Annotated in this window: 13 protein-coding genes and 1 pseudogene; 6 read left to right on the plus strand and 8 right to left on the minus strand. The window is 40.8% G+C overall.

From position 1 onward, the window contains the following. Window positions 1-110: 110 nt before the first annotated feature. The gene (locus O9324_RS25475; protein WP_502846604.1) at window positions 111-602 is read right to left on the minus strand and encodes an N-acetylmuramoyl-L-alanine amidase; all 492 of its coding nucleotides are present in this window, start codon (window positions 600-602) and stop codon (window positions 111-113) included. 414 nt (window positions 603-1,016) lie between these two features. Here O9324_RS25475 and O9324_RS25480 point away from each other — a divergent pair, with 414 nt between their 5' ends. Beyond that, the gene (locus O9324_RS25480) at window positions 1,017-1,733 is read left to right on the plus strand and encodes a hypothetical protein (protein ID WP_002771701.1); all 717 of its coding nucleotides are present in this window, start codon (window positions 1,017-1,019) and stop codon (window positions 1,731-1,733) included. Window positions 1,734-1,970: 237 nt separating this feature from the next. Here the strand turns inward: O9324_RS25480 and cysK are convergent, their stop codons facing one another. Together cysK and O9324_RS25490 are read right to left on the minus strand one after the other, a co-directional pair. After that, a complete protein-coding gene (gene cysK / locus O9324_RS25485; RefSeq protein ID WP_052276418.1) occupies window positions 1,971-2,930 on the minus strand; it encodes a cysteine synthase A in 960 nt (319 codons plus the stop codon). 57 nt (window positions 2,931-2,987) lie between these two features. Further along, window positions 2,988-3,134, minus strand: coding sequence for a hypothetical protein (locus O9324_RS25490; RefSeq protein WP_002771699.1), 147 nt, complete (start codon window positions 3,132-3,134; stop codon window positions 2,988-2,990). A gap of 293 nt (window positions 3,135-3,427) precedes the next feature. Here O9324_RS25490 and O9324_RS25495 point away from each other — a divergent pair. Next, window positions 3,428-3,592, plus strand: a pseudogene (locus tag O9324_RS25495) (helicase); the annotation flags it as partial. Window positions 3,593-3,610: 18 nt separating this feature from the next. Here O9324_RS25495 and O9324_RS25500 read toward each other — a convergent pair. After that, window positions 3,611-5,065, minus strand: a complete 1,455-nt coding sequence (locus O9324_RS25500) for an SAM-dependent methyltransferase (protein ID WP_288141660.1) — start codon at window positions 5,063-5,065, stop codon at window positions 3,611-3,613. A gap of 2 nt (window positions 5,066-5,067) precedes the next feature. Continuing rightward, a complete protein-coding gene (locus O9324_RS25505; RefSeq protein ID WP_287629019.1) occupies window positions 5,068-5,727 on the minus strand; it encodes a type II restriction-modification system restriction endonuclease in 660 nt (219 codons plus the stop codon). A gap of 662 nt (window positions 5,728-6,389) precedes the next feature. On the opposite strand from O9324_RS25505, the gene O9324_RS25510 reads away from it, so the two are divergent. From O9324_RS25510 to O9324_RS25520, 3 genes are all read left to right on the plus strand, one after another. Next, the gene (locus tag O9324_RS25510) at window positions 6,390-6,512 is read left to right on the plus strand and encodes a DUF8629 family protein (RefSeq protein ID WP_002737208.1); all 123 of its coding nucleotides are present in this window, start codon (window positions 6,390-6,392) and stop codon (window positions 6,510-6,512) included. Window positions 6,513-6,536: 24 nt separating this feature from the next. Beyond that, window positions 6,537-8,177 (plus strand): MBL fold metallo-hydrolase, encoded by a 1,641-nt coding sequence (locus O9324_RS25515; protein ID WP_288141661.1) that lies wholly within the window; start codon window positions 6,537-6,539, stop codon window positions 8,175-8,177. Window positions 8,178-8,466: 289 nt separating this feature from the next. Beyond that, entirely contained in the window at window positions 8,467-9,285 is an 819-nt protein-coding gene (locus tag O9324_RS25520) for an Rpn family recombination-promoting nuclease/putative transposase (protein WP_288141662.1), read from the plus strand. 64 nt (window positions 9,286-9,349) lie between these two features. On the opposite strand, the gene O9324_RS25525 is transcribed toward O9324_RS25520, so the two are convergent. Next, entirely contained in the window at window positions 9,350-9,820 is a 471-nt protein-coding gene (locus O9324_RS25525) for a PEP-CTERM sorting domain-containing protein (RefSeq protein WP_002771682.1), read from the minus strand. A gap of 163 nt (window positions 9,821-9,983) precedes the next feature. Next, complete coding sequence (locus O9324_RS25530; protein WP_288141663.1) at window positions 9,984-11,210, minus strand: molybdopterin molybdotransferase MoeA; 1,227 nt, start codon at window positions 11,208-11,210, stop codon at window positions 9,984-9,986. 11 nt (window positions 11,211-11,221) lie between these two features. On the opposite strand from O9324_RS25530, the gene O9324_RS25535 reads away from it, so the two are divergent. After that, a complete protein-coding gene (locus tag O9324_RS25535; protein ID WP_002771678.1) occupies window positions 11,222-12,115 on the plus strand; it encodes a glutaminase in 894 nt (297 codons plus the stop codon). Between the two features lie 108 nt (window positions 12,116-12,223). On the opposite strand, the gene O9324_RS25540 is transcribed toward O9324_RS25535, so the two are convergent. Then, window positions 12,224-15,346 (minus strand): TIGR03032 family protein, encoded by a 3,123-nt coding sequence (locus tag O9324_RS25540; protein ID WP_288141664.1) that lies wholly within the window; start codon window positions 15,344-15,346, stop codon window positions 12,224-12,226. Window positions 15,347-15,545 lie beyond the last annotated feature (199 nt).

The raw sequence follows: 15,545 nt of genomic DNA on the forward strand, positions 1-15,545 counted from the left end.
GGTTCTTCGGTTTGTCTTATGCAATGGACGGGGTTATAAGGAATGAAACCTTTATAGAGACAGACATTGCCGCAATTTTTGTCAATTGTTTGCGATCTGAAGCGAACTAATCAATTAAATCTTTTGCCAGATAAGGATTGAGTCGATTTATGCTCCCCTATCGAACCATACCAAGTCCCGAAGAGCCTATCTATCAAAGTTTCTGGCGGTAAGTCAGATGACTGTAAAGTAGAGGGTTTAAGAATGGTTTTTTGGGTAACTTTTAAGATACCGGGTTGAGATTCTGATGTATCTTGAGCATCCCCAATTAAACCGACTTTAATCGCATCTGCCATTTTTTCAGCATCAAAGAGATTCAGATCCGCCTGAGAATCAACAAAACAACATTCAATTAAAATGGCTGGCATTGAGGTATGTTTAAGGACAAAGAATTGAGCATTTTTGACTCCTCGGTTTTTAAAGCCAAGCTTAACGATTTCAGTGAGAACCGATTGAGCGATCGCTTTTCCTATATTACTGAGGGCAAAAATCTCTGTTCCAATTGGCTTATCTGTACGAAAAGCTTTACCATCAGCTTTATTAAAGTGAATGGAAACAAAGATATCTACTTAATCAGCAAAGGTTTAAGTGTGCCGCACAGATGCGAGAACCGCTATAGATGAGTTAGATAGCTGGCGTGACTAGGTAAAATTATGTGCGGTATTTATACCTACTACTCTAGATCGTCTATCAGAGCTTACTGCCCTAAAGACGGTAAATTAATATATTTCTTGAGGTTTCTATATATAAGTTTACAGAATATTGTTGAGCTATTTATTACTAAAAAAAATTGAGTTTGATGGCAAACAATCTTAACACCTAAGCTCGCCAACCTGAACTTTAGCCGATTCTCGATCGCAATTTTAGCCCACCCTAGCACTTCCCTCTTTTGCCACGAGGATTTTTACCAAGAAAAATGATCTGTCTGCCTGAGAACAGGCTATAGTGATCATCAAACCCTCAGTGAAAAACTTCCCGTGTCTTCAGTATTCCGTCTTCCTCCCTATTTTTCCCCCGCTCTGCAGCGTCGAGTCATGAAAACCCTCGCCGCAAAAAAAACCCGTCAATTCTTGACATGGGCGGCAGCTTGTGCTAGTTTTTTGATCCTCTGGGCGTGGAATTGGCAGTTAGTTTTGGCCACTTTAACCGGGGTGGGAGCGATGATCGGAGTTTACCATCTCCAGGGTCAAAACTGGCCATCGCTGTGGCTGTGGGGGCGTGCTTTTTTCAGCGCCGATAGCGGTAAGTTAACTTTAGCGGTAGTCTGTGGCGGTTTAGGCAGTTTAGCCACCTATCTCGCTGTCGCAATTTGGACCTATGCCGAAAATCGCTGGTTAGCTCTGGCCTCAATTTTGCAAGGATTTGGCACGGTTTTGACTTTAATCCTGCTAGGATGGCATTTTCTCGACCATCGCGGTCAAAATGAGTCAAAAAACTTTGATCGCTGGTTAGAAAAATTAACAGTTAATGATCCCTTAATGCGCTTAATGGCCGTCCGACGTTTAAGTGAAATGGAACTTTCCCCCAGTCGTCGAGAACAATGCCAAGAATACTTTCGTTATCTTCTCTCGCGAGAAACCGATACGCAAGTGCGATCGGCTTTACTCGATAATTTTGCTATCAAAGAAGCAATCAAACCGCAACCTTTACAAATACCCCTACAGGTGAAAAAATCCCTCCTAAAATACGATTAATACTAAATCCTGTTTAAAAAGTATAGGGAAGTGGGGGAGTGGGGAAGTGGGGAAGTGGGGAAATTGAACTAAAACCCCAAAACCCCAAAACCTAAAACCTGTCTCCTAACGACCGGCTCCTGACTCGGAGAATACTGACGACCGACGACCTGCGCCTGAATACTAGGCCACCATTTAAGATAACTGCTATAGTTAAAGCTAAAGGCTGACTGCTAGAGGCTGAAGAGGATATTTTTTTTACACCAAAGTTAACTCGCGCTCCTCGATATTTTGGAACATCAGCGTACTCAGATAACGTTCCCCAAAACTAGGCTGAATCACCACAATTAATTTACCCTCATTTTCCGGTCGTTGGGCCAGTTGAATCGCGGCGCAAAGATTGGCACCGGAAGAAATCCCCGAAAGTAAACCCTCTTCTTTTGCCAGACGACGACCAAATTGAAAAGCTTCCTCATCACTGACAGTAATTACCTCATCAATCAGATCTGTGCGTAAAACTTCCGGAATAAAACCCGCACCGATACCTTGAATTTTATGGGGACCGGGATTACCCCCAGAAATCACCGGACTATTGAAAGGTTCCACCGCGACTACTTGAAAACTAGGTTTACGCGATTTAATCAATTCAGCGACTCCCGTAATCGTGCCTCCAGTACCCACACCCGCAACAATAAAATCTACCTGTCCCTCCGTATCTTGCCAAATTTCCTCAGCAGTGGTGAGACGGTGAATTTCTGGGTTAGAAGGGTTGCGAAATTGTTGCAACATATAAGCGCCGGGGATACTATCGACAATTTGCTGCGCGCGTAAAATTGCCCCTTTCATACCTTGGGAACCGGGGGTAAGTTCTAGGGTAGCACCGTAGGCTTTTAACATCGCCCGGCGCTCTAAACTCATCGTTTCCGGCATAGTTAAAATCAAGCGATAACCCTTAGCTGCCGCAGTCATCGCTAGAGCAATTCCCGTATTGCCAGAGGTGGGTTCCACTAAAACCGTGGTTTCTGGATTGATTAAACCCGCTTTTTCGGCGCTATTAATCATGTGGGTGCCAATACGGTCTTTGACGGAAGCAGCGGGATTCATCCCTTCTAATTTCATCACAATTCGGCCAAGACAGCCCTCCGCCTGGGGAATCCGATTCAATTGTACTAAAGGAGTGCGGCCAACCAATTCGGTGACATCGTGAGCGATACGCATGATATTTTCTCTGTCTAGGTGATTTGTGTGCTTAGTTATAGCGGTAAGCTCTCAGCTTTAGCGTTTGAGAATTTCCTCACTAGCCAAGGAGGCGCTATATAGCTCACTTATAGCAAAGGCCAGCCCTAGATCGGCAAAATTTCCATTTTCCTTTGTTTCTTTAGTCGGTCCGAGTTGATTCCCAGAAACAGGCAAAACTACCATGACTGATAAGATTGCTTTTTTCCAAAAGCTTATACTTGTACTAAAATAACTATAGATAGGTTACTAAAGTCAGAATTACGGTCATGACTATTAAATCTAATCTAAGTAGGTGGGTGGAATTAAATATAAAATGAACGTAGGTTGGGTTGAAGCATGAAACCCAACGCCCGATTATGTTACGCTACCGCTAACCCATCCTACAAATAATTGTGCCTACCTACTTAGCCCTATTGAAAGAACAACACATAGAAATTAAAGGCGTATATTCTAGAGTAGTTATGATAATGTATAAAGATCAATATAAAGAAAAGAAACCTAAAGATAAAACCATCGCTGAGAAATTTAATACCTATCATTTTGTAAAGTATAAAGAGCAAGTGGTTGACTTATTAACCCGTGGGTGTACCGTTAGCGTCGAGACAATGGCAATTATCGAGGAGATGAAAAAATTATCATAAAATATCCCGTAAGGTGCGTTACTTAGCTGCGTTAGCCTTAGTAATACACCCTAACTCTGATAAATTCAAACTATTTAAAATACGGGTTTTTATTGGTCTTTTTTCATCCCAGAATATCAGAGATGAATAAAACTCCATCGCTAGGGAAGAATTGAGAAGCTGTAGTGTTTTCTGAGCAGTATCTAAATTATCAAAGCTTAAGAAGTAAACAGTATCATCGAAAATAACTGGTTGATTTTGATAGGGTGATATAAGTTGAAAATTAAGTTTCTTATAAAGTCCAGAAATGGCAATTTTAAAAGGAGAGAAAGTGTAAGAACCAACGCCGAATATAGAAAAATCTGGTTGATTTTGATAGATTTTGCTTTTTCTATTCCCAAAGTAATCTACATGATTAACTAGATACTGCCAAGTTTTTGGCGCTATATCTCGCATATTTTCTGTAGATTCACCAATAAACTCCTGAGTTACTAAAACGTATTTATTGATAATTTCTAGGCGATTTTGTGCCACATCTGAACCTTTAAGAAGAGGATAAAGATAGGTGGTTTCAATATCAACGATTTCCTTTAAACCATTGACAAAAATTCCATTAACTAACTGCAATTCCATGACTTTTGAGCAATCATGTTTAATACCTGAACGCCATTTTTCTACTAGAGGATGCCGATGATGTAACTTCTCTAGTCTGATAAAAGTATTTAAATCTCTGACTAGAATATCATTTTGATAACCAATACGCTGAAACTCCCTTTCCTCAAAACTCTTGAAAACATCACAAAAGTAATTTTCTGATTGAGAATCAAATTGACAAAATAGGAGACAAGCATCTACATTAGCTTGAAAATATTTTTGAGTGTTTATCGGATAAATTGCCGAATAGATGAGATTAATTTTCTGAGTATAAATATAGTTCAAAATTTTTCTAGAAACGGCTGTTTTGCAGATAATTGCCAGATAAGCTGAACGATGATTAAGACATTCAATCAATTTAATTAACATCCATTCTGAAATATCAAAGTTACTTTTTCCTGTGATAGCATCTAAACCCTGATAACCTTGAAAGTTACTTTTTTGCGGTAAATTGCTACCATTAATCAATCCCTGTTTTGAGTTTGTTATCCAAGGTAGATTCCCCAAGAATAAAATATTCTCTTTCCATGCTTGAGTTAGAGCATTCCAATCACAGTCAAAAAAATTATTTTGATGAACTTGTATTCTTGTATCTTGGCATAATTGCTCATCTTGGGCTATCTGTGCAACATAATTAGGATTAATTTCAAAGCCAAGAATTTTTTCAGTTTGTTTGAAGGTAACTGCTGCGGATTTTAAAAAGTTTCCTGTACCACAAGTTGGCTCAATAATTACCTTGGGATTAACATTTATTTGTGATAACTTTTGGCAAATCTTTTCGGCTAACTCTAAAGGAGTTTGAAAGTCGCCGTATTCAACTTTAACTGGAGAAACTGACATTACTAATTCTCTCTATAAATAGCTATTAATCCTTCTTCTTGACCAGCAAGATCAATTACTCTAGTATATTGTAGTCTCCACTGTAAGGCGTTGGAAATGGTTAAAAATCCTTGTAATGGAGGATTAGCAAGAATTTCATCGGCTATATTGGCTGCTGCCATTTCATCAACGGGTAAGTTTTTATCTAACATAAAGGCAATTAAATCATCTTTGTTACCCTGATTGTTTAAGATGTTGCGAATACCACGAGTCATCCGGAAATCAGCTGTTCTTTCAGCCGATACAAAAATTGTCGTGATCATTCTTAAATTGGCAGTGCGATTGAGACTATTATCTAACTTTTCATAAACAAAAATAATTAAGGAATATCCTAAGCCAAAAATCTTTTTTCTTGCGGATTTAAAAGGACAAGATGATTGTGGTTGTTTAATACTGGTTACTTTTATATCAACCAGCAACTCAGGAAAATCGATACCACTGGCTGCATTACCCTCAACAAAATCATATTTTTCTTTTAGATATAGTTTAAACTTTTGTTCTAAGTAGGTTCCGATCGCTTTACCATCTGTAACACCGTAGAGCGAAGCTTCTTGATGTTGAGACTCTAAAGCTGAAAATCTAGCCGCCTCATTACCCAAAGATTCTTGGGTTAATCTTGACATATATAGCTAAATTAATTAATCTCCTCGTTTTTTCTATCTGACAAAATTAGCAAGCTTTCTTAATTATAAGTCAACTGCCATCTATGTAATACATCGCTGTGAAGCTTGAGACAAAATATTATCGCTCATAGTTTTTTCTTAATATGAGATACAGAAAAGTAGTCCTGTGAATTGGGATTAGTTTTGCTCAAGACTTTTAAATTAACTAAAATTATCGCACACAACCCTTGTCTAAAACCTATCCCTTATAGAGATCTTGCTTAACAATTTGGTCAGTCAGGACTCCAACCCTTATTCTGACTTGATTTCAGTTTTTTCTTTGTCATTAAGGGTGTCAACAAGGAATATTACAGATTGTTAGCCGAGTCTTGAAAGCCCTGTGCTACAAAGGTTTGAAATGTTAAGAAAGATGTGACTAATGGACAGGTCTAAAACCTCGCTCCTGGTTGGCGAAAAGTTTTTGGAGCGGAGTATAAATCCCCGTTACAAAAACGGACTCCTGCCCTCCGCTTGCTGCCTTCGTTAATTATTAACATAGACCGGGCGATGGTGGAGGAAAGAGGGTGAGCGCCCAGGGACAAATCCGAAACCTAGCTGCTAACAAGCGAAAAAGTTGGGTTAGTATGAGGGGAGATTACCCTCTGAGGAGTTGCACTAATTATATGGACATCAAATTAATCCTGTTGGCACTAACGGCTGTATTCACCGTCTCTTGTCTCTTTTTCGGCACCCGCAACGGTTTTTATGATAGCGATAACTACGATGGCAACGGTTCCGCTCACTAACCAGTTATCATGATCAGGGTTGCCATGGTTCAACGCTCTACTGCTGTCTGGGGGTCAAAATCCCTTTTATCCTGTTTACCTTTTGGTGTCGGTCACACATCAGAAGGGGTTTGTCTCCTACTGAAAATCGGTCCCTATCGCATACTTTTAGATTGCGGTTTGGCCGATATGCAACCCCTGACCCAAAATAAAAAACCCCCCGTGGATCTGGTGTTCTGTAGTCATGCCCACAGCGATCACATCCGTGGGTTAATGGCTCTCCATCAGACCTATCCCCAATTGCCAGTTTATGCCAGTGAGGTGACAGTACAACTGCTGCCCCTACAATGGCCCGATTCTGCCGAGGAAATCGGCAGTTTCTGTCAGGGTTGGCCATGGCGATCGCCGATCGCTCTCTTTGATGATCTCACCGTCGAGATTTTTCCGGCCGGCCACCTACCCGGGGCCGCCGTAGTCCTGTTCACCTACAAAACCCCCAAACGCACCTATAAAGTCCTCTATACCGGCGATTTTTCCCTATCTAATTTTCAACTGGTGGAAGGATTATCGATCGATCTGCTGCGGGGAATATCCCCCGATGTGCTGATTATTGAAGGCAGTTACGGCACAGAACGCCATCCCCACCGACGACAGCAGGAAAAACAGTTGATGAATCGCATCTATCATGCGATCGCTGAGGGACAAAATGTCCTACTACCCGTCCCCGCTTTGGGATTGGGTCAAGAAATTTTAAAATTACTGCGATCGCACCACCAATTCACGGGCCGCGACATTGATATTTGGGTTGGGGGCAAGATCGCTAAAGCCTGCGATGCCTACCTAGAAATTTTACCACAATTTCCCGCATCTGTCCAGAATTTTGCCAAACATCAGCCCTTATTTTGGGATGAGCGCATCTGTCCCCGGTTGCGAAGGTTGCCAGAAAAACCGACACCTCTAGGGGGAACCACTCCGATAATTTTACTAATCGATCGCCTAGAGGAGGTGAGTAAATATCTGCAAGGGGATAAACCTTGGTTAATCTTAGTTCCCCAACACCTGCACGATATCAACCTGGAGAATCCCCGATTAAAAGCGGCACAGCGTTCGCGATTAATTAGCCAAGAAACCTATCTACTCGCGGAACATAGCGATAGTCGCAACACCACCCAACTAATCCATAACCTGCGACCGCAGCATATCATGTTCGTCCATGGCTCGCCCCTATATCTAGCGGATTTGACCAGTTTAGAAGAATTACAAAGCCGTTATCAACTCCATTCTCCGGCCGTGGGAACCCTGGTAGAATTGCCTATTGGCGATCGCTTTCTGCAACCGACACCCCCGGCCCCCAGTCACTATGAGGGAGAATTAAATGAATCGGATTCGATCATCACTATCACTTTACCAGAGCCGATCACTCGGGATCCCCGGTGGAGTAATTTCGCCGATACGGGACTGGTAGAAGCGCGCTGGCAAGGGGAAGAATTATTATTGCGGGGAGTCTCCCAACGGGAATTATTAAGCGAGAGTCCTAATCGCATCACCAAAGCTTTAGAGGAGATGGATTGCTGTCGTGTCTGTGTCCACTACAAAAGTCAGCGCTGCTGGAATCCCACTTCTCCCCTCTACGGTTTTAAAGTGGTTGCCGAAGGCTATTGTCCCGTTTTTGAGGCCAATATATAATTAGGGAGGCACAATTATTTGTAGGATGGGTTAGCGGTAGCGTAACATAATCGGGCGTTGGGTTTCATGCTTCAACCCAACCTACGTTCATCTTATATTTAATTCCACCCACCTACTTAATTAGGGCTGGCTGAAAAAGGTTGAGGGTTAGGAGTCAGTATTCCTGGACTTGCTCCATACAGAAATACTAAAAAATTAACAAAACCCTTATGAAGATTTTAACTCAGGCTCTGTAAGACTTTTAGCCATAGCTAGTATAATACTAGGGGGGAGGTTCAGAAATAAAAGCATGAAAACTGACACGATTTTTTATCAACTCTTTCAATCATTCCCCTCTATCTTCTTTGAATTAATTCAACTCCCTATCAACGAAGCCAATAACTACCGCTTTGACTCAGTGGAAGTCAAACAACTTTCCTTTCGTCTGGATGGAGTCTTTCTGCCGCAAAATAATAACCCCCAGACTCCTATCTACTTCTGTGAGGTGCAATTTCAAGAAGATGAGGCTTTTTATCAGCGCTTTTTCACTGAAATCTTCTTATATCTCAGTAAAACTGACTTAACCAATGATTGGCGGGGTGTGATTGTCTATCCTAACCCTCAAGTAGAAACCGATAAAGTTCAACGCTATCGGGAACTCCTCAACTGCGAGCGAGTGAGACGGATTTATCTGAATGAATTAGAAAACACTCCTCAAACTTCGATTGGTTTAGCCACAGTCCAATTAATCACCCTATCTAAAGCAAAAGCGCTTGATAGCACCCGAAAATTAATCCAAAGAGTGCGGCAAGAATTAACCCCCGACCAAAAACCCCAAGAACTCTTACAATTAATAGAGACGATTCTCGTTTATAAGTTACCGCTTCTCAATCGTCGGGAGATAGAAACTATGTTTAGTTTAGATGAATTAAAACAGACTCAGTATTTTCAAGATGTGCGCGAGGAAGCGCGTCAGGAAGGCATTGAGCAAGGCATTGAGCAAGGCAGACTAAACAAAGCACTAGAGGCGGTCCCTCGTTTGTTAGCCTTAGGGTTAAGCGTTGAGCAAGTCGCATCCGCCTTAGAATTAGAGGTTAAACAGGTTAGAGCTATACAAAAAGAGACATAAGACTATATCGCCCCCTAACCAAAAAGGAAGGCGTTTAAACCTTCCTTACCATAGAATTGGTCATTTATTGACGTTTGCGAGCCAATAAACCCAGAGAACCCACCGCTAATAAGCCTAAAACGGTACCTGGTTCCCAGGTTGTCTGTGTCTGGGTGCCTTGAATGGTCCAGTTAGCAGCAACTATATTACCTGATACATTGGTCAAATCGACAGAGTAGTTCAAATCATTAGTAAAGTAAACGCCATTGTCTCCATTCACGAACCATTCGTTAGGTGTTTGTGTAGAATTGGTTGAGACGACATTGACATTAGAGTAATCAATCCAATCAGAAGGAACAGAGGTTAATTGTCCTAAGGCATTGGTGACAAAGCTTCCTATACTACTACTCAACCCATCACCCCCATTAGGATTAAAGGTGGTAACGTGGGCCCCATTACCAAAATTGAAGGTGACACTCACAATGTTGCTGGCGGTCCATGTGCTTGGGGGGAAAATTCCGGCACTTTTTCCCTGAAAATGGGTAAAACCCCACACCCCACACCCTGCCACCAGGAAAAACTTTTTCAGCAAACCCTAATTAGGGTCTATAGAAAAAGTTCCTAAGCGTAATTCCCCGGCTGCTGTCCTTCGACCTGATTCTTACCGAGAAGGAAATCAAGTCAAAAAAAGAACCCTTGCCAACATCTGAAACTGGCTCTCAAAGGGGAAGTCCAGTCAAAACTTCTACTGTTTCTCCCGCTTGTATAGTAGTTTTACCCTGGGGAATTATGGCCAAAGCATTAGTACCTGTTAAATTAATTAAATTAGCCGAATTGTGTTGTCCGGGAGCAAGTTGAAATTGATAAACTCCCTCGATAATTTCTATTTTTCCCCAGAGATAAACTTCTCTTTGTCCCTTAGATTTGAGAGTATCGCGGGTGACAACTCGCAGAAATTTGTTCTGATAATCTGTCAATCCCGATAATTTTTTAATGGCCATTTGCACGAAGCGCCAACAGGAAACTAAAGCAGAGACGGGATTACCGGGGATACCAAAGTAAATACAACCGTTAGGAAAAGTAGCAAAGGTTAAGGGTTTACCCGGTTGAATAGCAACGCTGCGAATCAGAATTTGTCCCCCTAATTCCCCTAAAATTCCCTCGATATAATCGTAGTCTCCCACGGAAACACCGCCGGTGGAAAGGACGATAGCACTAGAATTAATGGCTTTTCTGATAGTTTCTCTGAGAAGTTCGGGACTATCTTTGATTATACCTAAAGGTTTAGGAATTGCCCCTAAACTGGCGACAAATGCCGTTAAAGCGTAGCGATTTGAGTCAATAATTTGACCTTTTTGGAGGGTTTCATCGGGATTAATTAATTCATCTCCCGTGGAGAAAATTGCCACTTTGGGACGGGAAAAAACTGTTAATTCGGTAGCTTGTGCCGTGGCTAAAACTGCTATTTCTGGGGAATTAATGGCAATACCGGCTTTTAATAAGGTATTTCCCGCTCGATAGAATGTGCCGCGTTGACGCACGAAAAGACCTATTTTTTCGGGAGGGATAAGAATCGCCACCCGCTCCCCTTTTTGTTGAGTATTTTCCTGCATAATAATCGTATCACTGCCGGCGGGTAACATCGCTCCCGTAAATATTCGCGCTGTTTCTCCCGGTTGAATAATTTCTTCGGGGACTTTGCCGGCGGGAATTTCGGCGATAATCTTTAGAGTAACGGGATTTTCTGGGTTAGTGTCTTTGACATCTTCGTAGCGGACAGCATAGCCATCCATTGCGGAATTATCCCAGTAGGGAAAGTCTAAATCACTGCTGATATCTTCGGCTAAAATGCGCCCAAAAGCTGCCTCTAGAGAAACTTTTTCTGTTTCCTGTTGGGGTTGAATTTGAGTTAAAATTATAGATTCTGCTTCTTTGACTGAGTACATGGATTAAAAAAATGAACCGATTAGCTAGATTAAGGGTGGAAGATATAAAAGCTTGGCTCGGGGAAGTGCATTTATCGGATAGGAAGGGTCAGACTCCCTATTATATACCAGTTTTGAACCAAGTTAATCCCGAGGTTTTCGCTCTCCAGATTCACTGTCTTGAGGGGGAGATTTTGTCTTGGGGAGATGAAACTGTAACTTTTCCTTTGATGAGTGTGATTAAACCTTTTTTGTTATTATATCTTTTAACTCATTTGGGGGAAGATGCTGTTTTTAGGCGCGTGGGAAAACAAGCTTCTAGTTATCCTTTTAATTCTTTAACTCAACTGCAAGAGGATCGCGGTTTTCCCCGTAATCCTCTGATTAACAGTGGTGCGATCGCATTAACGGATTTATTAGCAGGAGAAACGCCGGAATCTCGCTGTGAAAATTTGCTTTTATGGTTAAATAAAATGGGTAATTGTCAATTATTTCTCGATGGCTCTGTGCTTGATTCTGTTCACTCTTATCCTAATGTTCACAATCAAGCTTTAAGCTTAGAATTAGAAAAAAATGGTTATATCAGTCATCGTTATTTAGCTCTAGAAACCTACAATCGAATCTGTTGTTTATCCGGAAAAATTGCCGATCTTGCTAATTTAGGTAAGTTAATTTTAGCTTCTTCTTTTGCCGAAATTATTCTAGAAATTATGACTAATTGTGGACTCTATGAAGCTTCCGAAAAATTTGCTATTGAGGTGGGGTTTCCCACAAAATCAGGAGTCAGTGGGGCCTTATTATCAATTGTACCGCAACAGGGAGCGATCGCTTGTTACAGTCCTCTATTAAATGAGCAAGGTAATTCAATTTTAGGACTTAATTTACTAACATATATAAGTAGGTGGATGGAATTAAATATAAGATGAACGTAGGTTGGGTTGAAGCATGAAACCCAACCCCCTGGGTAAGCAACTCACATAAAGTTCATTTTGTCAAGGATTGTTAAGATGCGCTTACCCTGATAATTCCAGTGATCAATTGGCTATCCTGATCATCTCCGGTGATTTTCCCGCAGCATAAATATCCCACATTGTCCGATAAGCTTTTTCTAAATTGCGGGTAAAACGAAGCGTATCAAATAACGGATAAGTAAGACGATTTTGTGCTAGTTTCTGTTTAATTTCGTGCAATTTATCAGGAGATTTTGCTAAATTAATCGCTAAATTTTTATACTCCTCTAAATTCTTAGTAATTAATTCAGGTAGGCCAGTAGCTGTCAGTAAACTAGCACCAACACGGGAAGGAAAAGTCTCCCCCAAACAAGTTATAATCGGTAAACCTGCCCATAAAGCATCACTCCCAGTCGTATGAGCATTATAGTATAAAGTATCAATAAATAAATCAGCTAGTTGATGCCGCGCCAAATGTTCCGACTTAGGTTCGAGATGGGCAAAAATTAAGCGATCGCCTTCAATTCCTCGCGCTTTTGCTTCCCGACGTAGATTTACTTCAGCTTCAGCTACTCTCGAAAATAACCATAATACACTACCGGGAACATTAGCCAGAATTTCCATCCAGACAGTGAATATTTGCGGCTCAATTTTATAGGTGTGGTTGAAACAACAAAAGACAAAACCCGATTCAGGAAGACCATACTGGGAACGAGTAACAGGTTTAGATGATATAATTTGTTGATAATCATTAGCCTGATAACTATCCGGTAAAATTACCAATTTTTCAGTAAAATCATCAGCAGACTCTGGTGGTGTAACTATGGCATCACCAATAATATAGTCGATAAAATCTGCTCCCATTGTCCCGGGATAAACCAAATAATTAACTTGAATCGGTGCAGGTTTTAAAGCCAATATTTGTGTCCGCGCTTTATCAATATATCCCATCAAATCAACTAAAATATGCACCCCATCATTAAAAATCCGTTGTGCAGATTCCGTAATTGATAAAGTAGCAATATCATAAAAGCGATCGCAATCATTAGCAATGCGACGACGATACTCACTACCATCATCAGGACCATAGGAATAGGCAATTATTTCAAAGTTATTGCGATCATGTAAACCAAAGACACTTTGCATCAAATGACTGGTAGGATGATTACGAAAATCATGGCATAAATAACCTATTTTTAATCGTCCAGATCGAGTGCGGGAATGGTTAAAGTTGAGGGGTTTAGTAATCAATGCTAATTGTCTTTTAACCTCTTGAGCATAGTTAGAAGCTACTTTTAACTGTTGACTAGCAGACCAAGGTTTATATAAGGTATCAAAGGGAGTTACTGCGGTAGTTTTTCCCTCTTGTAACTGGTTTTCGGTTAATTGCCACAGTTGAATTAAATCAGCTTCTCTTGTCTCCCAATTACAAGTCATTTCCTTCATAGAAAATAAGCAAGCAAAAGCCTCTGGGGAATTAGGTTGAATAGCTAAAGCTTGCTTAAATACGCTCATAGCTGCTTCTACTTTGTCCTGTCTTCCTAACGCTAAAGCCAAACTATTATAAGCTTTAATGTATTTAGGATTAAGCTTAATTGCTGTTTGAAAATAAGCGATCGCTTCTTCAGTCTTTCCCTGGAGTTGTAACACATTTCCTAAATTAAAGTGTGCTTCTGGATAATTAGGGTTTTTCCTAATTGCTTCTTGAAACTTTACCCCAGCATCCCCTAACTTGTCCTGCATTTGTAGGACTAAACCTAAATTATTATCAGCAAAAGCATAGTTTTGATTGCTACGAATAGCTTGGTTAAAGCAAATAATCGCCTCATCTAAATCTCCCTTGCTAACTGCTATTATTCCCAAATTATTGTGGCTTTCTGCATAATTAGGATTAATAAGTAAAGCTTGCTTGTAAGCCAAAATAGCTTGATCAATTTGTCCTAAACTATCCATGATTACCCCCAACTGATGCCAAGCAGCTGCATATTGGGGAGATTGATTAATTAATTGTTGATAGAGAGCGATCGCTTCTTCAAGCTTAACCTGTTTTTGCAGAGCGTATGCTTGCTGATACAGGGTATCTGCTGGGGAAGTATCAGGCTGATTATTTGCTATATTTACCCCAACTAAAGGAGAAATAGGATCGAGAGTAATAATTTTACTGATGTCATCATTTTGGAATCCTAAAGCTTGGGGACGTTTAACTCCTTCTAGGACTTGTATATCATAAAGTTCAGTCACTTCACCTTCTAAGCGTATCCAGTGAACAACTTCACCTGTTTTCAAATCAATAATTAGCAGACCACAGCGAGGTTCTGCTTCTTTAGCCATTAAATTATTATCTAGTATTAACCCCGAAAAAGTCTTATCTCCCCCACGACTTTTAGATAATCCAACAATGGCATAATTTCCGACAAATGCTAAACCGCGCAGAAACCCAGGACAAAAAGTAACAGGCTCAAAAATGCCTTTGTCTTGATCAATATAACCAAAGTAACCCGTACCCGCGTTTAATAACCATAACTTACCCTGATAAAATCGGGGAGAATGAGGCATAGATAAACCAGTAGCAATCACTTCATTAGACTGAATATCAATGACACAACCGCCAGTTTCCCTTCTGTCTCTCCACCCATCCACCACATCTGATTGACTACAAGCGGTGACATAACGCGCCTTCCCATCTACCAAAGCTAAACCATTGAGATGACAACGATCTTCATTGACTAAAGCGGAAATAAACGACGGTTTCCATAGGGGAATACAACTATGGCGATCGCTGACTGTCGCCAAACAATTTAACATGGTACTGATAAATATAATTCTTTCAGAGAGATTTTCTATTGCTAAATCGTGAATATCTAAATCCCCAGTAGTATAACTAATGCGGGGAATATAAAGTTTATCGTAACCATCATAAAGCTGTGGGGATGATAGCACATTATCTAGTTGCCAGATTTGATAGCGGGAACTAAGATAAATCCTTTCTGGGGTAGCATATAAACCCATGGCGCGGTCAAATATTCGCTCAAATCCCGACATCCCTCTTTCGGGGTTAACTCCTAAAAACATCAGTCGAGAACTTTGATAGGTAGTAAAAGCCAGACTAATCTGCTGAGATTCTAACCAATCAATGAAGTTACGCGAAGCAATTATCTCTACGGGGATAGATTGATTAGTATTGGGAGTTGATAGTTGTGTATTCATCGGTTGTCTAGTCCAAATCTACAGCAAATTTTATTTTTACATATCGTAGGGTGTGTTAGCGATAGCGTAACGCACCAATTTAATGATAGAGGTGGTGCGTTACGGCGGCTTGTTAATTTTGGTTTTTTGACGGAATTGATAGCCGCCTAACGCACCCTACGCCTTAGACTTAATGCTTCTTTCCAGGGTTCATCATAAT

Source organism: Microcystis sp. LE19-84.1B (assembly GCF_027531875.1).
In the GTDB taxonomy this organism is placed as follows: domain Bacteria; phylum Cyanobacteriota; class Cyanobacteriia; order Cyanobacteriales; family Microcystaceae; genus Microcystis; species Microcystis panniformis.